General features: G+C 38.9%; 19 protein-coding genes. 18 read left to right on the plus strand and 1 reads right to left on the minus strand.

The genetic code is table 11. The annotated features are described in order from the left end of the window. The first annotated feature begins 23 nt into the window (after positions 1-23). The 4 genes from argC to NSQ79_RS02415 are packed head-to-tail and all read left to right on the plus strand — an operon-like array spanning position 24 to position 4,167. Positions 24-1,046, plus strand: coding sequence for an N-acetyl-gamma-glutamyl-phosphate reductase (gene argC / locus NSQ79_RS02400; protein ID WP_061652485.1), 1,023 nt, complete (start codon positions 24-26; stop codon positions 1,044-1,046). Between the two features lie 29 nt (positions 1,047-1,075). Continuing rightward, positions 1,076-2,269, plus strand: a complete 1,194-nt coding sequence (gene argJ / locus NSQ79_RS02405; RefSeq protein ID WP_164332317.1) for a bifunctional glutamate N-acetyltransferase/amino-acid acetyltransferase ArgJ — start codon at positions 1,076-1,078, stop codon at positions 2,267-2,269. 26 nt (positions 2,270-2,295) lie between these two features. Then, positions 2,296-3,033 carry an acetylglutamate kinase gene (gene argB / locus NSQ79_RS02410; RefSeq protein WP_002886771.1) on the plus strand — a complete coding sequence of 246 codons (738 nt, stop codon included), beginning with the start codon at positions 2,296-2,298 and terminating at the stop codon, positions 3,031-3,033. 3 nt (positions 3,034-3,036) lie between these two features. After that, positions 3,037-4,167: an acetylornithine transaminase gene (locus NSQ79_RS02415; RefSeq protein WP_002886773.1), complete on the plus strand. Its 1,131-nt coding sequence runs from the start codon at positions 3,037-3,039 to the stop codon at positions 4,165-4,167. 40 nt (positions 4,168-4,207) lie between these two features. On the opposite strand, the gene NSQ79_RS02420 is transcribed toward NSQ79_RS02415, so the two are convergent. Continuing rightward, positions 4,208-5,086 carry a polysaccharide deacetylase family protein gene (locus tag NSQ79_RS02420; protein WP_164332318.1) on the minus strand — a complete coding sequence of 293 codons (879 nt, stop codon included), beginning with the start codon at positions 5,084-5,086 and terminating at the stop codon, positions 4,208-4,210. A gap of 173 nt (positions 5,087-5,259) precedes the next feature. Between NSQ79_RS02420 and NSQ79_RS02425 the strand changes: the two genes are divergently transcribed. The 14 genes from NSQ79_RS02425 (at position 5,260) to NSQ79_RS02490 (ending at position 21,928) form a co-directional block, all read left to right on the plus strand. Continuing rightward, positions 5,260-6,546: a homoserine dehydrogenase gene (locus tag NSQ79_RS02425; RefSeq protein ID WP_002885943.1), complete on the plus strand. Its 1,287-nt coding sequence runs from the start codon at positions 5,260-5,262 to the stop codon at positions 6,544-6,546. 83 nt (positions 6,547-6,629) lie between these two features. Continuing rightward, complete coding sequence (thrB, locus tag NSQ79_RS02430; RefSeq protein ID WP_049528291.1) at positions 6,630-7,490, plus strand: homoserine kinase; 861 nt, start codon at positions 6,630-6,632, stop codon at positions 7,488-7,490. Further along, on the plus strand, positions 7,483-8,367 hold the full coding sequence (gene rarD / locus NSQ79_RS02435) for an EamA family transporter RarD (RefSeq protein WP_049528288.1): 885 nt from the start codon (positions 7,483-7,485) through the stop codon (positions 8,365-8,367). The genes thrB and rarD overlap by 8 nt, the downstream gene beginning before the upstream one ends. A 112-nt stretch (positions 8,368-8,479) precedes the next feature. Beyond that, entirely contained in the window at positions 8,480-9,097 is a 618-nt protein-coding gene (locus tag NSQ79_RS02440) for a PepSY domain-containing protein (RefSeq protein ID WP_049528285.1), read from the plus strand. A gap of 132 nt (positions 9,098-9,229) precedes the next feature. Next, the gene (locus tag NSQ79_RS02445; RefSeq protein ID WP_002886082.1) at positions 9,230-9,433 is read left to right on the plus strand and encodes a hypothetical protein; all 204 of its coding nucleotides are present in this window, start codon (positions 9,230-9,232) and stop codon (positions 9,431-9,433) included. A 445-nt stretch (positions 9,434-9,878) separates the two neighbouring features. After that, positions 9,879-10,457, plus strand: a complete 579-nt coding sequence (locus NSQ79_RS02450) for a flavin reductase family protein (RefSeq protein WP_049528282.1) — start codon at positions 9,879-9,881, stop codon at positions 10,455-10,457. Next, on the plus strand, positions 10,444-11,013 hold the full coding sequence (locus tag NSQ79_RS02455) for a GNAT family protein (RefSeq protein ID WP_049528280.1): 570 nt from the start codon (positions 10,444-10,446) through the stop codon (positions 11,011-11,013). Before NSQ79_RS02450 ends, NSQ79_RS02455 begins: the two co-directional genes overlap by 14 nt. Next, complete coding sequence (locus tag NSQ79_RS02460; protein WP_013990181.1) at positions 11,006-12,247, plus strand: hypothetical protein; 1,242 nt, start codon at positions 11,006-11,008, stop codon at positions 12,245-12,247. Before NSQ79_RS02455 ends, NSQ79_RS02460 begins: the two co-directional genes overlap by 8 nt. Positions 12,248-12,302: 55 nt before the next feature. Then, entirely contained in the window at positions 12,303-14,954 is a 2,652-nt protein-coding gene (locus NSQ79_RS02465) for a valine--tRNA ligase (protein ID WP_049528277.1), read from the plus strand. A gap of 73 nt (positions 14,955-15,027) precedes the next feature. Next, a complete protein-coding gene (locus NSQ79_RS02470; protein ID WP_164332319.1) occupies positions 15,028-16,740 on the plus strand; it encodes an AIPR family protein in 1,713 nt (570 codons plus the stop codon). A 263-nt stretch (positions 16,741-17,003) separates the two neighbouring features. After that, on the plus strand, positions 17,004-18,236 hold the full coding sequence (locus NSQ79_RS02475; RefSeq protein WP_049528272.1) for a DNA cytosine methyltransferase: 1,233 nt from the start codon (positions 17,004-17,006) through the stop codon (positions 18,234-18,236). 165 nt (positions 18,237-18,401) lie between these two features. Then, a complete protein-coding gene (locus tag NSQ79_RS02480) occupies positions 18,402-19,982 on the plus strand; it encodes a hypothetical protein (protein WP_049528269.1) in 1,581 nt (526 codons plus the stop codon). An 883-nt stretch (positions 19,983-20,865) separates the two neighbouring features. Continuing rightward, entirely contained in the window at positions 20,866-21,240 is a 375-nt protein-coding gene (locus NSQ79_RS02485) for a CidA/LrgA family protein (protein ID WP_002884266.1), read from the plus strand. Continuing rightward, positions 21,233-21,928, plus strand: a complete 696-nt coding sequence (locus NSQ79_RS02490; RefSeq protein WP_002884772.1) for an LrgB family protein — start codon at positions 21,233-21,235, stop codon at positions 21,926-21,928. The genes NSQ79_RS02485 and NSQ79_RS02490 overlap by 8 nt, the downstream gene beginning before the upstream one ends. The last annotated feature ends 28 nt before the right edge of the window (positions 21,929-21,956 follow it).

A 21,956-nucleotide genomic window follows, 5' to 3' on the forward strand; every position in this document is an offset into this window, starting at 1 on the left:
TTTATTCAAAAAGGAGTGCATAAATGAAAGTTTCAATCGTTGGTATCACTGGTTATAGTGGTTTAGAGTTAGTTAAAATTTTGAATAATCATAAAAAAGTGGAACTTGTTTCTATTCACGCAACCAAGGAAGTGGGCCGACGATTGTCTGATGTGTATCCCTATCTGACAGATGTTTGTGACTTAGATATTGAAGCTTATGATGCGGAAAAGATTATGAAAAAGGCGGATTTGGTTTTCTTTGCCACACCTTCAGGAGTTGCTAGTTCGCTTGCAGAGGAATTTGTTCAAGCTGATTTTCCTGTTATTGATTTATCTGGGGATCATCGCTTGCCGGCAGATGTTTATCAAGAATGGTATAAAAAATCACCTGCCAAGCAGAGTATTTTGAATAAATTTACATACGTATTATCAGAATATACAGATGTGAAGGATAAGAAATTTATCGCCAATCCTGGATGCTATGCAACAGCGACGGAGCTGGCCCTGATTCCTTTGGTTGCTTCTGGTCTGATTGAGACGGATAGTGTCATTGTGGATGCTAAGTCTGGTTTAACTGGTGCGGGTAAGGCTTTGAGTGAGTCTAGTCATTTTGTCAATGTTCATGATAATTATGTGACTTATAAACTCAATCATCATCAGCATATTCCTGAGATTGTTCAAACCTTGCAGACCTTTAATCCAGAAATGCCTGAGATTCAGTTTTCAACGTCGCTTTTACCAGTTAATCGCGGAATCATGGCTACGGTTTATTGTAAGTTGAAGAAGGACGTGACTGTAGCTGATGTGGCTTCAGCATTTAAAAAGGGTTATAGCGATAAACCCTTTGTACGTGTGCAAGACAGCTTGCCAGAATTACACAACGTTATCGGATCGAATTTTACAGATATTGGATTTGCCTATAATGAAAAAACCAATGTTCTGACAGTTATTTCAGTCATTGATAATCTGCTTAAAGGAGCAGCTGGACAGGCAGTGCAAAATCTCAACCTCATGCAGGGGTGGGATGAGACGGAAGGTTTGCTTATGATACCGTCATACTTATAGATGTAAGCATAGAGTTAGGAGAAAAAAATATGAAAGTCATCGATGGAACAATTGCTAGTCCGCTGGGATTCTCAGCAGATGGGCTACATGCGGGATTTAAAAAGAGAAAAATGGATTTTGGTTGGATTGTCTCTGAAAAACCAGCCAGTGTTGCAGGTGTTTACACGACCAATAAGGTTATTGCAGCTCCTCTAATTGTGACCAAGACCTCAGTTAAAAAGGCTGGAAAAATGAAAGCTATCGTTGTTAACTCAGGTGTAGCCAATTCTTGTACAGGGACTCAAGGTTTGGAGGATGCTTACACTATGCAGGAGTGGACCGCTGAAAAGCTAGGTGTTGAACCAGATTTGATTGGTGTAGCTTCTACAGGGATTATCGGTGAGTTGCTACCAATGGATACCTTGAAAAATGGTCTTTCCAAGTTGGTGGTTAATGGGAATGCTGATGATTTTGCCAAGGCGATTTTGACGACTGATACAGCGACTAAGACCATTGCTGTGACGGAGACCTTTGGACGTGATGTGGTCACTATGGCTGGTGTCGCTAAGGGCTCAGGGATGATTCACCCTAATATGGCGACCATGCTTGGATTTGTTACTTGTGATGCTAATATTTCTAGTGACACCCTGCAATTGGCCTTGAGCCAAAATGTGGAAAAGACCTTTAATCAGATTACAGTTGACGGAGATACTTCAACCAATGATATGGTTCTTGTTATGTCAAATGGTTGCACGCTCAATGAAGAGATTCTGCCAGATACACCAGAATTCGATAAATTTTCGAAGATGCTGAATTTTGTGATGCAAGAGTTGGCTAAGAAAATTGCCAAGGACGGTGAAGGTGCTAATAAACTCATCCAAGTTGATGTGGTTAATGCCCCTAATGCCCTTGATGCACGTATGATGGCAAAATCAGTTGTCGGTTCAAGCCTAGTTAAAACGGCTATCTTTGGTGAAGATCCTAACTGGGGACGTATTTTAGCCGCTGTTGGCTACGCTGGTGTGGATGTTCCTGTGGATAATGTTGATATTATGCTTGGCGGTCTGCCAGTTATGTTGGCCTCTAGTCCTGTTTCCTTTGATGATGAAGAAATGAAAGACATCATGCATGATGATGAAGTTACTATAACGGTAGATCTTCATGCTGGTCATGAAAAAGGAACTGCATGGGGGTGTGATCTTTCCTACGGTTACGTTAAGATTAATGCCCTCTACCATACTTAAGTTATCTATGATAAAGGAGTTAACTGATGACTACTGAATATATTGTAATCAAGATTGGTGGAGTAGCCAGTAAGCAGCTAACTCCTGAGATATTGACTAAACTGTCAGAATGGCAGCAGGCTGGTCAAAAAATTGTTATCGTTCATGGGGGCGGTTTTGCTATTAATCAGCTGATGGAGGAGAATCATATTCCAATTCACAAGGTCAATGGTCTTCGTGTGACGGGTCAGTCAGATATGGCTTTGATCAAAGAAGCTTTGGTTGACATGGTTGGGAAAAACTTAGCAGGTGAGTTGACTACTGCAGGTTTGCCAGCCTATCAGCTTGTAGATGAATTGTCAGACCTTGTTCATGCTGATTTCTTAGATCAAGAGACCTATGGTTTTGTGGGTGAGGTCAAAAACATCACTAATCAAACCCTAGTGAGCCTCCTATCTCAAGGCAAACTTCCCTTGATTCCGAGTCTAGGCTATAGTGAGCAGGGGGATTTGCTCAATATTAATGCCGATTACCTTGCCAGAGCAGTGGCGATTAGTCTAGGTGCTAAAAAACTTATCCTTCTGACAGATGTCAAGGGCGTTTTAGAAAATGGTCAGGTTTTGGAGCAGCTGAATTTTGTGGACGTTCAGAAAAAAATAGATTCAGGTGTGGTTACTGGAGGCATGATTCCTAAAATTCAAAGTGCTGTTCAGACAGTTCAGGCTGGTGTCGAGCAGGTCATTATTGGTGATAACCTGACAGACGGTACCATAATCAAGGAGTAAGAGATGACAAAATTATTTTCAAACTATAAGCGGGCAGCGATTGATTTTGCTTCGGCTCAGGGCAATTATTTGACGGATACAGATGGCAAGACCTACTTGGATTTTTCATCAGGTATTGGGGTAACCAATCTGGGTTACCATCCCCATGTCAATCAGGCTTTGACAGATCAGGTGGGCAAGATTTTGCACCAGCCTAATCTTTATCACAATCAGTTGCAAGAAGATGTTGCTAACCTTTTAATTGGTGACAAGGACTATCTGGCCTTTTTCTGTAACAGTGGTGCAGAGGCCAATGAGGCAGCCATCAAAATTGCCCGTAAGGCTTCGGGTAAACAAGAAATCATTACCTTCCAAAATTCCTTCCATGGTCGAACGTTTGGATCTATGTCTGCCACTGGTCAGGATAAAATCAAACAAGGTTTTGGTGAAGGTGTGCCCCACTTTAGCTATGCTATTTTCAATGACATAGACAGTGTCAAGTCCCTAGCCAATGAAGCAACTGCGGCTATTATGCTGGAGTTGGTTCAAGGGGAATCAGGTGTGCAACCTGCGGATCAGGACTTTGTTAAGGCTTTGTCTGATTTTTGTAAGGAGACAGGTATTTACCTCATTGTAGATGAGGTTCAGACAGGAATTGGTCGTACTGGTAAGCTTTATGCTTATGAGCACTACGATATTGAACCAGATATCTTTACTTTAGCCAAAGGTTTGGCCAATGGGGTGCCAGTTGGTGCCATGCTTGCCAAGTCCTCCCTTGGGGCAGCTTTTTCTTACGGAAGTCATGGCTCTACCTTTGGAGGAAATAAACTGGCCATGGCGGCGGCCAAGGCTACGCTTGAAGTTATGTTGGCTCCAGGTTTTCTGGATACTGCTCTTGAAAATGGGAACAAACTACAAGAACAATTGCAGGCGGCTTTATCTGATAAAGAGACAGTTACAACTGTGCGTGGTTTAGGTTATATGATTGGAATTGAGACCACTGGCAATCTGGGAGAACTAGTTCAGGCAGCTAGAGATAAAGGGTTGATTGTCTTAACTGCAGGGACAAATGTGATTCGTCTTTTGCCACCAATCACCCTAAGTGATACTGAAATCGAAAAGGGTGTGGCTATCCTATCAGAAATATTTGACTAGAACATAAAAATCACTTGATTCTTGAATCAAGTGATTTCTTTTACTCATTGTCAGTAGCAATCTCGCTGAGAAGTCCTTTAGCTGTTGTTGTTGGCAGAATACGGACACGATTAAGTGAGAGGAGACCATCCTTGGCACTAGCGAGTCCTTCGTTGGTTGTTAGTCCTAACTTGTATGTTTTCTTAGCTAGGTCCAGTGTCGTTTGATTGTAGCGACCTGATGGGTAGGCAATGGTATTGACCTTGGTATTGAGTTTGTTTTCAAGGAAGTCAATAGAATCCGTTAATTCAACCTTTTGTGTTGCCTTGTCAGTGGCTGACAAATCAGGGTGGTTAACCGTATGAGACTGGAAGCTCATGCCGTGCGCCATCATTTCTTTCATCTGCTTGACGGTAAGATTTCCAGCATTTCCCTTCTTAACAAAGCCAGTGATTACATTGTTGGTCGCCTTAGCCTTGTATTTTTTGAGAATCGGATAGGCAATCGTATAGAAATCTTCGTTACCATCATCAAAGGTCAACCAGACAACCTTCTTAGCAGGCAAGGCATTTTCGGTGAAGGCCTTATAGGCTTCTTCAGGCGTTAGGAAATAGTAACCTGCATTAGCCAAGGCCTTGATTTGTGTCTCGAAGAGGTCTGGGTCAACGATAAGGTTGGCGTTGGAAGCTTCAGATGGATCCATGACGTGTACGGCATGATACATCAGGATAGGGATTTGGACAGGCTCGTCATAGGTTTTCCATTTTGCTGTACTCGTAGATTGGCTTGTCTGGGTTCCTTTTTGGCTATTTGCAGACTGCTTTGGTCGGTTTAACATAAAAACTGCCAGTAAGCCAAGGAGGACTAGATTTAGTAAAAGCAGAAGAAGGTTCAGTTTCTTTCTGTTAGCGTAAGTTGATTTTTTCTTTTGAGAAGTCATTGTATCCCCTTTCAAATAGGTCTAGCTATTATTCTAACAAAAATGGAGTGGAAATGCACAGAATTTTCAGTAAAAAAGAATACTTAGCTCCTTAAATGGCAACAATATTCTGTCAATTCCGATAGAAATATGTTACAATTAAAAAAATGTATGTTTTTAAGGAGAAATCGTAAATGTCTATTAAAATTGGATTGCTTGGCTTTGGTACAGTAGCTAGCGGTATTCCTTTCCTTTTGAAGGAAAATGGCGAAAAGGTTCTTGCAGCCTCACGTGACCAACTTGAAATTGCAAAAGTTTTGGTTAAAGATGACGAGGAAAAAAATCGTCTTATCGCTGCAGGCAATGACTACAATTTTGTCACAAATGTTGACGAAATCCTTAACGATGACGAGATTCAAATCGTTGTTGAATTGATGGGTCGTATCGAGCCAGCTCGTACTTTTATCACAAAAGCACTTGAAGCAGGTAAAAACGTTGTTTCTGCTAACAAAGACTTGATTGCTACTCACGGCAAAGAGTTGATTTCTCTTGCCCAAGATAAGGGTGTGGCTTTCTACTATGAAGCTGCTGTTGCTGGTGGTATTCCAATTTTGCGTACTTTGGCTAATTCTTTGACATCTGACAAGGTGACACGTATCCTTGGTGTGCTTAACGGAACATCTAACTTTATGATGACTAAGATGGTTGACGAAGGTTGGTCATATGAGGATGCTCTTAAGACTGCCCAAGAACTTGGTTATGCTGAAAGTGATCCAACCAACGACGTTGAAGGTATTGACGCTGCTTATAAAGCTGTTATCCTTAGCCAATTTGGTTTTGGTGCCACAATTGATTTCGACGATGTGACTCACAAGGGGATTACAAACATCTCTACTGATGATGTAGCTGTCGCTCAAGAATTGGGCTATGTCATCAAATTGGTTGGTGATGTGCGTGAAGTAGAATCAGGTATCTCAGCAGAAGTATCACCAACATTCTTGCCAAAAAATCACCCACTTGCTAGCGTTAACGATGTTATGAATGCGGTCTTTGTTGAATCTATCGGTATTGGCGAATCAATGTACTACGGACCAGGTGCTGGTCAAAAACCAACAGCAACATCTGTTTTGGCAGACATTATCCGTATTGCTCGTCGTCTTTCAGATGGTAATGTTGGTAAACCATTTAACGAGTTCCGTCGCGACTTGCCATTGGCTAATCCAGCAGACGTTAAGAGCAACTACTACTTTGCCCTTGATACGCCAGACGAAAAAGGTAAAATCCTTCACTTGTCTGAAATCTTCAACTCAGAAGATATTTCATTTGAACAAGTCTTGCAACAAAAAGCAAATGGCACAACAGCTCGTATCGTTGTGATTACACATGCTATGTCTAAGACACAACTTAAAGCTGTTACTGAAAAACTTGAAGCAGCAGAAGATTTCACAGTTGTCAACACATTGAAAGTTTTGTCTAACTAATTGATAAGCCCATACTGGTGCGTATAAGAAAGGTATTCAAGGAGAAAAGTCGCTGATGGCTTTCCTCCTTTTGGTGTATTATTATGAAAATTACTGTTCCAGCAACATCTGCCAATATTGGTCCAGGTTTTGACTCTGTAGGTGTTGCCGTTTCTAAATATTTGACAATCGAGGTGCTTGAACCAGCAGATGCATGGCATATTGAACATGATTTGGGAGATATTCCCTCAGATGAAAATAACCTCCTCATTTCAACAGCCTTGCAAGTGAAGTCTGATTTGCAGCCTCATAAATTGGTGATGACATCAGATATTCCCTTGGCGCGTGGGCTAGGTTCTTCAAGTTCTGTTATTGTCGCAGGAATCGAGTTGGCCAATCAATTGGCAGACTTGAAGCTCTCAGACGATGATAAACTTGATATTGCGACCAAGATTGAAGGTCACCCGGACAATGTTGCTCCAGCTATTTTTGGGAATCTTGTTGTGGCCTCTTATGTGGACGAGCATGTTAATAGCATCGTTACAGATTTTCCAGAGTGTGCCTTTGTAGCCTTCATTCCGAGCTATGAACTCAAGACGTCTGATTCACGTGGGGTGCTTCCAAGTGACTTGTCTTACAAAGAAGCTGTGGCTGCATCATCTATTGCCAACGTTGCCATTGCTGCCCTCTTTGCAGGTGATTTGGTTAAGGCGGGACGTGCTATCCAAGGAGACATGTTCCACGAACGCTACCGTCAAAAACTGGTTAAAGAATTTGCGACTATTAAAGAATTGTCAGGCCAATACAGTGCTTATGCGACCTATCTCTCAGGCGCTGGCCCAACAGTTATGACCTTGACGCCAAATGATCAGGCTGAGGCTCTTAAAACGGCAATAGATGGTCTTGGTTTAGATGGTGAAACCTTCATCCTATCTGTGGATAAAGCAGGTGTTGTCGTTGAGTAGAAAAAATCAAGGGCTACTCTTTGGTCTAGCGACTTATATTCAATGGGGATTTTTATCCCTTTTTTGGAAGCTCCTAGCAGGTGTTTCGGCTTATAACACCTTCTCATGGCGAATTGTTTTTACTGTAGTGACTATGTTGGTCTATGCCCTAGTTGCTAAGCAAAATGCACGTTTCAAAGGTGAGCTAGTCGAACTTTGGCAGGATAAGAAAGTCTTACTTCGCATGCTACTTGCCAGCTTTCTCATAGCAGCTAACTGGTTGATTTATATCTATGCTGTGGGTCATGGTCAAGCGACGCAGGCTAGCTTGGGCTATTACATTATGCCTATTGTTTCTATCCTATTTGCCCTCATTTTTCTTCGTGAATCATTGAGTAGGACCATGTGGGCAGCAGTGGTATTGGCCTTTATAGGAGTACTGGTTCTTGTTGTCAATACAGGAAAACTTCCCATGGTTTCTTTGGGATTGGCCCTGACCTTTGGTTTCTATGGTTTAATCAAAAAAGGGGTTAAGCTCTCCAGTGACGTAGCCATGCTAGTAGAAAGTGGCTTGCTACTACCTTTTGTAGCTATCTATCTCATATTCTTTTCTCCAGAATCATTTTCTTCCTATTCGAGCTTGGAGATGTTTCTTCTAGTCATCTCAGGTGTAGTGACGGCTGTTCCTTTGCTTTGCTTCTCAGAAGCAGTCAAAAGGGCACCGCTTAACCTTATCGGTTTCATCCAGTATCTTAATCCTACCATTCAACTTCTTGTAGCCATTCTCATTTTTGGTGAGACGGTCAGCTTTGGAGAATTGAAAGGCTTCCTCTTTATCTGGATGGCCATCCTAGTCTTTGTAACTGGCCAAATAGTAACATTTCATAGAAGTTCCTGATAGCTATCGGGAACTTTTTATAATGCCGTTCTAAAAATTAATCAAGCTTATCTGACAATTTTAGAATTTTAAGATATAATAGTGATATTAGATTAAAATAATGGAGTATTTTATGCGAAAAATGAAAAAGCTAGCGAGCTATCTGATTCTGCTTGCTATTCCAGTTGCTATTGCTGTAGCCCTGTTTGTTTTTAACGGTTCGGGTTATCGCTTGTCAGAACAAGATGTGGCAGACATCGCCTACAAAAATGCTGGTGTCCAAACTTCTGAGATTTCTCAATCAGCAATCTCAAAATTACGTATTGGATTACATGGAAGCTATAGTGTTAGTTTTACAACACCCGACAATCATTTTGAATACACTATTGATGGTCAGTCAGGATCTATTTTGAAACATAAGAGTGACCATCCAACATCTAAGGATGAGGATGATACTAAAAAAGGTGAAGAGACTAAAGATGAGAGTCAGTCTAGCGAAAGCAAGGATGAGCCACCAGTATCTAAAGAAGCTGCTCAAACAACAGCACTCAATCATGCGGGATTGGCTGAAGGTTCTGTAACGAACTTGACGGTAGATTTGAAGACTGAAGGAAGCGGGAAAGTCTACAATATTAGCTTTGATTATGCAGTGAGTCATTTGCGTTATAAATACGCAGTAAATGCTGATTCGGGAGCTATCGTAGCCTATACAACTGAGTATCTCACAGGGGTTGCGACTCCTGCTCAGTAGGTCACAGATAGAGTGAAAGCTCTCCTTATCATTGAGGAAAATCCTTGCAATTTCTCTGAAATGGTGTAAACTTAAAGTGAAAACGGTAACAGTGGCTGTAAAGGTTGCCGTAGAATCAAGGAGGCTTTGACCATGAAAGAATTCCAAGCATTTAAAGACACGCTTAGCAATAAGGCTCTCAAAGCCATTTACGAAGAAAGTAAATTGGAAGTCCAAGACGAAACAACTGAAGGTACAGAAGCTTTCTCACTAGCCTTGGCAACCCAAATGGCTATCAATCTACTTGAAAGCTATGAAAAATGGCTAAAAGAAGAAAGAGCTAAGGAAGAAAAATAAGATACAATCCTTGTCGGAAGACAGGGATTTTTCTTATGAGAATAAGAAGTGATGCATTGTATTTATGTTTCAAGGTGGAATCTGTAGTCTGGCTTATTGTGATAACATCTTCCCCATAATTTCGTTTGTCTTGAGATTAAAAATGTGATAGAATAAGACCAATCAGAGGTGCTTTGAAGCCCATTTGTCACAGGAAGCGGTGGTACTGAGAAATCCGCACAAATGTCAAAGCTGGTTGCTGATGGTCAAATTGAATCAAGAAAGCTGTGAGTGGTTGCCACTCAAAACTGGGTGGTACCGCGGATACACATTCGTCCCTGTCATATTATGGCAGGGATTTTCTATATCTTTTAAAGAACGAAGACCGAAGGTCGCAGGTGAATTTAGAGATATTGATGCAGACGGAGCGAAAGCGAGGTCTACGTTCCTACCAAAGGAGGGTGACATGAAGCAATCTTTTGAGACCAGTAAATTGTATTATGGTTTTCCCATTTTTATCTTGGGTTACCAGGACCAGACACATGGCTATAATGTGACGACTTGTAGTTCTTCCTATAGTCTAGGAGATTGGCTAGTCATCGGGGTTGGTAGCGAGGAAAATGCGGCAGACCAGATTAAACATTATCAGAAATTTACAGTGAATATTCCTGATGAAAACCTCATGCTAGAGATGGAACAGGCTGGTTTTATTAGCCATCGTGAAAAGATTGCTAAACTTGGCTTGGATTTCCGACCTTCTGAACTGACACAAGCACCTATTTTGGATGCTTGTCCAGTCGTTTTGGATTGTAAGGTAGACAGAATTATTGATGAAGATGGTATCTGTCATATCTTTGCTAAGATTCTAGACCGTCTGGCTGAATCTGATTTGTTGGATGATAGGGAACATTTTAAAAATGACCGTTTTGCACCGGCTTACTTTATGGGAGATGGACATAAGCGTGTCTATCGCTATCTAGATGACCGAATCGACCCCATGGGAAGCTTCATCAAGAAAGCGAGGAAGAAGAATGACAAGAGCTGAATTACCAGAACAAATCGAAACAGAACGTCTTCTTTTACGAGTCCGAACAGTAGCGGATGCCGAAGATATCTTTGATTTTGCCAGTCGTCCAGAAGTCTCTTACCCAGCAGGCTTTCCACCCGTTAAGACCTTGGAAGATGAGATCTATTACCTAGAGCATATCCTTCCCGATCGCAATGAAAAGGACAATCTTCCAGCTGGTTATGGCATTGTGGTCAAGGGGACTGATAAAGTGATCGGTTCTGTTGATTTCAACCATCGCCACGAAGATGATGTGCTGGAAATTGGCTATACCTTGCACCCAGATTATTGGGGCCGAAGCTATGTGCCAGAAGCGGCGCGTGCTTTGATTGACCTAGGATTTAAGGATTTGGGCCTTCACAAGATTGAGCTGACATGTTTTGGCTACAATGTCCAAAGTCAACGCGTCGCTGAGAAGCTTGGTTTTACCCTCGAAGCTTGTGTAAGGGACCGCAAAGATGCCCAAGGAAATCGCTGTGACAGTTTGATGTATGGCTTGTTGAAGAGTGAGTGGGAAGTAATGATAGATGGCTAAAAAGAAAAATCGACAAAAAGAATTTAAGCGTAAGCAAAAATTGATGATAAAAGTTGTTTCTGAAGAAGAAATTGCATTGACAGAATCACTTGGGTATCAACCTGTCTTTGTAGAACGTCGGAAAATTCAAAATTTTGATGAACAAAACATAGCAATGATGCAATATTTTTATGAATATGGGGTTTATCCGGATGTTCAGGAAATCAATTCCAAATTGGGAACCGGGACTTTTGATTGGAATCAAGATCATGCTTTATTCAGAGAAGCTATGTATACTCCAAATAAACAAAAGAGAAATAAACTGTTAAAACAAGTTTTAAAGCTTAACCCAGATTATTTTGCTGCCGAGTATCATCTTTTTCTTTCGACTGTTCAAGACATTGACTTACCAACTTTTAAAAGAGTATTGGAATTTGAAACTCTGGTTTTAGAAAAATGGAAAATCAATGGGTATAACAATTGGAACTCCTTTGAAGCACGCCCGATCCTAACTGCTCTTATGTTTCTGATTGAATATTATATGGCGGAAAGATTTTATTATAAGGCTTTGGAAATGGTTAACTTATACTTAAGTAAACAACCAGAGCGATTCCCTCCTAACTTTGTTTTCTGTATGCTCTCTCTATATCATATCACTGGCCAAGAATCTAAAGTTGAACGGTTCTATCAGGAAGAACTGAATCAAGGAATACGTAGTGATACTGTGTTGATACATGCTATTATTTCTGCTTTCTCTAGAGGAAAGGTTGAAGAGGCAAGTAAATTATTTGCAAAACTTGTGGAAATCAACGATGATGCTGTTGACTATTTTATAGATGAAGATTGGCCCTTTAAGATTCCTGAAATAGAAGAACTGGAATGTTATTACCCAAATTCAGTCGAATCGCTACAAGCTAGCCTGTATCCTATGTCTGATTATTTACAGGAAAATATTATTTTGACAGACTTTTTGACAAATGAAGCAGAGAAATTTTGCTCTATATCAGGAATTACTAGCCCTCCTGATTTAGCGGAAAAGTTATATACGGTAACTAACTGGTTCTCGTTTATGCGAGAAGAGAAAATGAAGGGAATTCGGATGGATATTGTCCGCATTTTTGTTGAAAATGGAATTCAAACGTCTGCTGACTTTAAAAATTGGACAGAAAAAGAAATCCTCGCTTTGAAGGGAATTGGTCCTGTTACCGTTCAGAAGCTAAAGGGAAATGGGATAAGGTTTAAAAAAGATAATTAATTATTTATTAATAAAAATTTAAATAAACATAGAAATAACTAGAAAGGACACACACATGTCTAAAGAACTTTCACCAAAATACAATCCAGCCGAGGTTGAGGCTGGTCGTTACCAAAAATGGCTTGATGAAGATGTTTTCAAGCCTTCAGGCGATAAAAAAGCTAAGCCTTATTCAATCGTTATTCCACCACCAAACGTAACTGGAAAACTTCACCTTGGTCACGCTTGGGATACAACCTTGCAAGATATCATCATCCGTCAAAAACGTATGCAAGGTTTCGATACGCTTTGGCTTCCAGGTATGGACCACGCAGGGATTGCCACTCAAGCTAAAGTAGAAGCGCGTTTGGCTGAAGACGGCATCTCTCGTTATGACCTTGGCCGTGAAAAATTCCTTGATAAAGTCTGGGAATGGAAAGGTGAGTATGCATCAACTATCAAGCAACAATGGGGTAAGATGGGTCTCTCTGTAGACTACTCTCGTGAGCGTTTCACTCTTGACGAAGGTCTTTCAAAAGCGGTTCGTAAAGTCTTTGTAGAGCTTTACAAAAAAGGCTGGATCTACCGTGGTGAATTTATCATCAACTGGGATCCGAAAGCCCGTACAGCCCTTTCTGATATCGAGGTTATTCACAAGGATGTCGAAGGTGCCTTCTACCACATGAACTACATGTTGGAAGACGGTTCACGTGCCCTTGAAGTAGCAACAACACGTCCTGAGACTATGTTTGGGGATACTGCCGTAGCGGTTAACCCAAATGATGACCGTTATAAAGACTTGATTGGTAAAAATGTTATCTTGCCAATCTTGAATAAACCAATCCCAATCGTTGGGGACGAACACGCAGACCCTGAGTTTGGTACTGGTGTGGTTAAAATCACACCTGCCCATGACCCTAATGACTTCTTGGTTGGTCAACGTCATAACTTGCCACAAGTCAACGTTATGAATGATGATGGTACCATGAATGAATTGGCTGGCGAATTCAACGGTATGGACCGCTTTGAAGCACGTAAGGCAGTTGTTAAGAAATTGGAAGAAATCGGTGCTCTTGTTGAAATCGAGAAAATGACTCACTCAGTTGGTCACTCAGAACGTACAGGTGTGCCTGTTGAGCCACGTTTGTCTACACAATGGTTCGTTAAGATGGATCAATTGGCGAAAAATGCCATCGCAAACCAAGACACAGACGACAAGGTTGATTTCTACCCACCTCGTTTCAACGACACCTTCCTTCAATGGATGGAAAATGTTCACGACTGGGTAATCTCTCGTCAGCTCTGGTGGGGTCACCAAATCCCTGCTTGGTACAATGCTGAGGGTGAAATGTACGTTGGCGAAGAAGCACCAGAAGGTGACGGATGGAAACAAGACGAAGATGTCTTGGATACTTGGTTCAGTTCTGCCCTCTGGCCATTCTCAACTATGGGTTGGCCTGATGTGGAAGCAGAAGACTTCAAACGTTACTTCCCAACTTCAACTTTGGTAACAGGTTACGACATCATCTTCTTCTGGGTGTCTCGTATGATTTTCCAATCATTAGAATTTACAGGACGCCAACCATTTAAGAACGTCTTGATCCACGGTCTTATCCGTGACGAGCAAGGACGTAAGATGTCTAAGTCACTTGGTAACGGGATTGACCCAATGGATGTTATCGAGAAATACGGTGCCGATGCTCTTCGTTGGTTCCTTTCAAACGGTTCTGCACCAGGTCAAGACGTGCGTTTCTCTTATGAGAAAATGGATGCGTCTTGGAACTTCATTAACAAGATTTGGAACATCTCTCGCTATATCCTCATGAACAATGAAGGGTTGACCTTGGATGCGGCACGTGAAAATGTAGCTAAAGTGGCTGCTGGCCAAGCAGGTAACGTGACAGACCGTTGGATTCTCCACAACCTCAACGAAACTATCGGAAAAGTCACTGAAAACTTTGATAAGTTTGAATTTGGTGTAGCTGGTCACATCATCTACAACTTCATTTGGGATGAGTTTGCGGATTGGTATGTTGAGTTGACTAAGGAAGTGCTTTATAGCGATAACGAGGACGAAAAAGTCATCACACGTTCTGTTCTTCTTTACACCTTGGATCAAATCTTGCGTCTCCTTCACCCAATCATGCCATTCGTAACTGAAGAAATCTATGGCCAAATCTCTGAAGGAACGATTGTGACTGCGGAATACCCAGTGGTTCGTCCAGAGTTTGAAAACGAAGAAGCAGCAGCGGGCGTTGAAGCTCTTAAAGACGTGATTCGTTCAGTACGTAACTCTCGTGCAGAAGTGAACGTAGCTCCAAGCAAACCAATCACTATCTTGATTAAGACAAGCGACAGCAAGCTCGATGCCTTCTTCAATGACAATGTCAACTACATCAAACGCTTCACAAACCCAGAACACTTGGGAATTGCAGCAGATGTCGAAGTACCTGACTTGGTTATGTCAAGCATCATCACAGGTGCAGAAATCTACTTGCCACTCGCTGACCTTCTAAATGTCGAAGAAGAATTGGCTCGTCTTGAAAAAGAATTGGCCAAATGGCAAAAAGAACTCGACATGGTTGGTAAGAAACTTAGCAATGAACGCTTCGTAGCTAATGCCAAACCAGAAGTTGTCCAAAAAGAACGCGACAAACAAGAAGATTACCAAGCTAAATACGATGCGACAGTAGTACGTATTGAAGAAATGAAGAAATTGGTGAAATAAGCACAGAAGCACGGCAGAATGCTGTGTTTTTTGGTATAATTAGAAGTAGTTTTAACACAAAAAGGAGAAAGTAATGCCTACTAAAGTAGAAACAATTTATTCGAAATTAAAAGGTCTTGTAGAAGATATTAAAGATCAGCAGAATCATGTGAGTAATTCAATAGCTTTTATTCAATTATTTTTGCAAATGCAATTTGGGGTAGATGATTCAGAAGCAATAGATTCTATCACAGATGGTGGTAAGGATAATGGTATTGATGCTATTTTTATAGATGAATCGAAAGAACAAAAAGTTGTTCATTTCTTTCAATTTAAATTTCCTGAATCAGTGGCTACTATTCCAAACGGTTTTACTAGCGAAGAAAGTCTGAAATTAATTTCAGGAACTAAAGCCTTTTTAACAAAAAGTGAACTCGATACTGATGCATGGAATCTAAGGTTGATCGATAAACATAAGGACGTGAGAGAATTAGAGGATTATAAGGTTAAGTTATGGAGCGTAAGGTATACTATACAAACTAATGACCATGAGCAATGTTTTAAGGATGCAAAAGAAGAAATACAAAGCGTTACATTTAACGAAACGGATTATGAAATCTGTGGAGCTAAATATATAAGTAAACTATATGAAGATTGTTACGAAAAAAATTATCCTACTATAAACTTAAAAGTAAATTCTGTAGTACAAAACTTTGAGTCTGATAATTTTAAATCATTTTCTTTTGTATCATCGATTGGACAACTATATGAGGCTGTTTCCTCAATAAGAAATACTGTATTTGATGGAAATGTTAGATATTATAATAGTAAAACAAATGTAACATCTGCTATACGAGAGACATTGAATGTAGAACCTGAAAATTTTATACTTTATAATAATGGTATAACCATTATCTCTCCTAAAGCTAAATTTAATTCTATGAATCAACAATTTACTATAGAATCTGGTAGTATAATTAACGGTGCACAGACGGTAGGGGCCATACTTGATGTATTAGATAAAGTTAAGAGTATACCAGAAAAGATAGAAACTTATAATTCATCTCCTATCTTAGTTCGAATTATCGAGATAGAAGGACGTCAGGATAAATTAAATAAAATAGTCTATACTTTAAACACACAAACTAAAATGTTTACCTCTTATTCAGTTAGTAATGATACACGTTTAAAAGAATTACAAAAGCAAATTTCTGAACAAACAGAATATTTTTTAGAAATTAAATATAATGAGTTTTCACATTTAAAAGAATTAGGAAAAATCGATAAATTACAAAAAAATAAAATAGATACCGAAAAGTTATTCCAGTATTATGTAGGATATTACAATATTTTAGATAAAGCTCATTTAGCTAAAGCATCAAAAGCAGAATTGCTTAATGATGATGAAATAGTAAAAAATGTTCTAGATAGAATTACAGTTGAAAGTTTTATGAAAGCTTTTGAAGTATATAAGTCTATTGTGGATATAAGGAAAAAATTTCAAAAATATAATAATGATGAAGAAAATGTCGAGATTCTTCATATTCTCAATATTACTTCTTCAGATATCGATAAATATCAATTCATTCTTACAGGTGATTTTTTAATTCTATTCGCAACTCGAATTATCATAGAAAAAGAAAGAGTTTCTGACGATGTTGCGATTGTAAAAGCTATAAAATTTATAGAACCTATAGTAAATCATGAAGAAAGTGTAAGTAAAAAATCTTATTCTAACTTAACGAAGTCCAAAGCTATGTTTGATAAAGTTAAAGATGAGCTATATAGATCATATTCTAGAAAATAACAGACGAGTATTGTTTTAAAAATAAATAAATTTTCGGAAATCAAATTTCTTTGGTACGTAAGATTTTAATTCTCCACAACATTATCATTATCGACGTGTAATGAGTCTAGCTCTATATGCATAAACACTTCGTTAAATTCTAAATATTACCCACTTCTTTAGTATCTATTATTTTTTGGTTAGAAACAATGTGTCATTTCTGTTTTCAATTAACTTTTCATGTTATACTAGAAAAGTCAATATTTTAGAAAGCAGGTTACTACATGACAAATTCTGTAAGTTCGAACCGACCTGAGAAGTACAACATTGCAGCTTTCTTCTCAGGTGTTGGGGGAATTGAGTTGGGATTTGAACAAACCAACGAGTTCAGAGTGGTGTATGCCAATGAGTTTGATAAGTATGCGCGTCAGACTTATCGTTTAAATTATCCAAATACGCATTTGGATAGTCGTGATATTCATGCGGTGCAGCCGGAAGACATTCCGGCTGAGCGCGTGGATGTGATTATGGGAGGATTCCCTTGTCAGGCTTTTAGTATTGCGGGTTATCGCAAGGGCTTTGATGATGATCGTGGAGATCTTTTCTTTGAGTTGCTTCGCATGATTGAGGGGCGTAAACCTCGTGCTATTTTCATCGAAAATGTAAAGAACATGGTTGGTCATGACCATGGGAATACTTTTAAGGTCATTCGTGAAGCTTTGACTGAGAACAACTACTTCATCAAGTGGAAGGTTCTCAATGGGAAAGACTATGGGAATATCCCACAAAACCGTGAGCGTATCTATATTGTTGGTTTCGATACTAAAGAAGCCTACGATGTTTTTGAATTTCCTGAAGAAGTCAATTTGACAACTTCTTTGAGTGATGTGATTGATTTTGGTGCGACACCTGGCGAAGCATTCTATTACAGAGAAGGTAAGCAAAGATTTTATGATGAATTAAAAGAGTGTGTGACTAGTCAGGATACGGTATACCAATGGCGTCGCCAATACGTTCGTGAAAATAAGAATGGTGTAGTCCCTACTCTGACAGCAAATATGGGAACAGGCGGACATAACGTTCCATTGATCTTGACAGACAGTGGTGAGATTCGTAAGTTGACTCCGAAAGAAACCTTTAATGTTCAAGGGTATCCAAAATCCTTTAGACTCCCAGGGGGGGTTTCTAACGGTCAGCTGTATAAACAAGCAGGAAACAGTGTCGTTGTTCCTGTAATTAAACGCATTGCGGAGAATGTTGCTAAGGCTTTAAACAAGGGTATAGGTAAAACTCAACATGATCGCTCAGGAAATATCGCAATTATCTATATCAAGATGAATGGACAATTTGAAGGCGAGTCGTATGTTAAAGATTTTGTAAATAATGAAGCCGATGCATACAAAAAAATTTATGAAGAATATGATGGCAATCTTGAAGTTATTACTGATAAACAGTATGAATCGTTGATTCGTAATAAAAAAAGTAAAGAGTTCTATATGCTGTCCATAAATAGATAATGAATCTATACGTTTTGTTTTTTCCAGCTAAAATTATGTTAGGTTATCCGAAAATCGTAGCAATTTAGCGTTTTACATCATTATTTAACGAATTATATAAGTAAGAGGACTAGTGAAAATCTAGTCTTCTTTTGATATACTTAAGCAAGAAGTGAGGATTGATTGATGTGGGAACACCTAAAACAAGAACAAAAAGAAAAATACAAGACTCTCATTACCAATTTTGCTAGTCTGAGTGAGGCCTTTTCACAAAAAGCAGAAGTAGATGAAAAGAATAGCGCAGAGGATTTTGTAGCTCCAATTGTTAATTCAAAATTTCAAGAAACAGTTTTTCAAAGAGCTTTTCAAGCAGTTGGAGAGGATATTGCAAATACCTCCTATGATGCTTCGGTTGTCGTTGATGAGAACCACAAATATCTTGTTGGTATCAAATCATTTGGTCTTAATTCAGGCGACCAAAAGATTGCTCAGTTTAAGAAAGACTCACAGTCTTGGAATGAATTACTAAGTGAAATTACTTTTTATGCTGAGATTTCTCCTGATAAAGAAAGTGCAGATAGGGAAAATTATGGGCGATATGAAAAATTAGCTCGAAAAATTGCAACTTTACGGAATCAACGAATTGAATCTTCCAAAGCATTGATTAAGGGTTTTAAGTCAGATTCAACCCATGTGGAGGCTGTGTATCATGTATTAATGCCGACACCAAAAGGTAGAGTCCCTCAAATTCATGTGGGCGAGACATCTTATTTACCAGTTGATTTGGACAATTTACAAATTAAAGGGTCGACCAATCTAAAAAATCCAACGAATTTTAGGTTTACCGATGGTCATCATGATTACAAATACACTGCTGCAGATAGTCAGCTACATATGACTTTTAATAATAAGGAGATTATTGTCGATACTTGGGATGTACAGTATGTCGAAGACCCCTTTTATCTTTTTGAGAATCTTCATTTATTGACAGCAGATAAGAAAGATTCTGATATTTTAGAAACTGTCTCTTGGGTAATCACAGATAAAAATGGAAATGTAGAAGAAAATTCTGGTTTTAATGGATTTAATGGCGGATCCAAGTTAGCTAAGAAAGACCGTCTACCACGTATAATAAAATTTCAGAATCGCTTTAAAAACGAGTTATCCTCAGAGGAGATGGCTTTTGCGGTATATTCATTAGAGGAGATTCTATTAAATAGTTGGAAGACTAAGGAAGAAAAAAATCAAATGAAGATTATTCGTGAGAAGTTAGTAGATTTTGCTTATTCAACGAAAAATCAGGATTTAATCAAGAGTATTGAAAAGTTGGTTTACCGACCTGTAAGTGAGGTTTACATCCCAATACCAGAATCAAATCATTTTCATGCCGAACGACCAGATTTTTTTGGAAAAAATATTGGTACGTTTAAACCCGGAACAAAGAAACTTGCTCTTTCTAAAGAAAATCGAACGTTTAAATTGAGATTCTTACCATCTGGAGATATTATTGACGCCTATATTAACCAAGATTCTGGGAAAGCAATCCAGTCTACAGATAAACAGGATATTCTTGGGAATTGGATTTTGAGAGGAGTTTTCCAACTTGCTGAACGAGAAATTCTAACGGCCCAACGTTTAGACGAATTAGAAATCAATGGTATTCGTCTCAGTAAATTCAAGAATGGTGAAATTGGTATAGAATTTATCTGGATTGATATTGATAATCCCCCATCAGATGCTATTGGGTGGGTGGCAAAGAACAAATAATTATTTTCAAATTCCTAAAATAATTTTCCCCTTCAGCTTTCTTTTTATGATATGACGAAATCAGTAACGATAATTTTATATTCGTAAGATACCTATAAGAGATGAGTAGTAGAAAAGTCGGAATAAAACATAATACACAATGGTTAAACCAAGCTATAGTAAGTTTGATATTTTTATTTATAACTACTTAACTAGATTGAATACTTCGTAAAACTAGAGATACTCAAGAAGTGAAAAAATCATAGAAATTCTTAGATTAATTGCACCAAAAACTTTCATAGATATGGAAATATATTTGTTTCTTGCAGACTTTCGAATTATTAAAGAGGACTTGGACATGGTGGGGAAGAGACAAACAAAGAATACTTAAGCGGAGATTATTCAGAATAAGTGTGGCGAATAAGTTTGCTCTCAATACAATTACTACCTAAAATATTTTGTAAGTTCTAACCGACCTGAGAAGTACAACATTGTAGTTTCTTTCTCAGATGTTGAAAAATAGAGTTATAGTTTGAACAAACCAATGAATATGATAGGTATGGTTGTCAGTCTGATTGTTTAAATGATTCAAATTTATATTTTGCTAATCGTGGAACCTTATCCGCCTCTATGTATGTGGTGACATAAGAATTTTTTATGACAACTTCTCTGAATAGTCTCTTATTTTGAAAAAATAGAATTTTTTGGGCTGTAAAATGAAATTGTGATTAAGATAAATATTTGACTATTTTTTACAAGCCCAACTTTCAGTGTTGAGCTTGTTTTTTCATATTCAAAAAGGTTAGTATAGGGCTCTTAATTTTTCAAAAGAATTTACTGAAAACTCTTGAAATTCAAGAAAAAAGGAGTAGACTAATAGGTGATTAAACCTAGGAGGCAAGTCGTGAAATACTACGTTCAATTCATGTTGATTTGTTTGTTTGCCGTTATTGGTGAAGCTATTTCAACATTCTTCAAATTACCTATTCCTGGAAGCATTATTGGCCTATTCTTGCTTCTTATTGCTCTTCAGCTTAAGTGGATTCGTCTACGTCATATTCATGCAGTAGCAGAGTTTTTAATTGCCAATATGACTATTCTATTTTTGCCAGCAGGTGTCGGTATTATGGAACGATGGAATGCTATTTCAGCGAATATTGTCCCTATTATTTTGATTATTATGGGAGCCTTGGTTCTTAATATTGTAGTGATTGCAGTAGTTGTCGGTTTCATCAAAAAACATTTTGAAGGTGATTACGAGGAGGTTAAACGTGGCTAATTTTTTTAATACACCCTTGTTTGGGCTAACACTTTCTGTACTAGCTTACACAATAGGGCTTTTGATTTATCGCCGTTTTCCTAATCCCTTGACAACGCCTCTCCTTGTATCGACTGCCTTGATTATCGTCATTTTGCATTATACAGGTATTTCCTACAAGGATTACTATGTAGGTGGCTCTTATCTTAATAGTTTGATTATTCCTTCAACGGTCGCTCTAGCAGTTCCTTTTTACAAGAATCTGCACCTCATGCGTCACCACTATAAGAGTATTCTAATTGGATCAACGGTTGCCTGTGTTTTAAATACGAGTTATACTGCCTTGATTGCTAAGCTTTTTGGGATGGATTATTTCTTAGCCATCTCTCTCTTTCCTAAGTCTGTAACAACTGCCATGGCTGTAGGGATTTCGGAAAAAATGCAGGGGATTACGACAGTAACCTTGGTCGTCGTTGTTATTACGGGAATTTTAACCTCAGTCTTGGGTCCAGTCTTTTTAAAAATGATTGGTATTAAAGACCCAGTTGCTATCGGACTTTCACTAGGAGGGACCGGACACGCTGTAGGTACAGGAACTGCCTTCAGATATGGTCAGGTTGCAGGTGCCATGGGTGGTCTTTCAATCGCTGTAACAGGTATTCTATATGTCTTTATTAGTCCTATTGTGGCAAGTTTGATTCTGAAATAAAAAATTAAGGTTTGGATAGGTTTTCCAA

Source organism: Streptococcus sp. FSL W7-1342 (assembly GCF_037966635.1).
Classification (GTDB): domain Bacteria; phylum Bacillota; class Bacilli; order Lactobacillales; family Streptococcaceae; genus Streptococcus; species Streptococcus salivarius_D.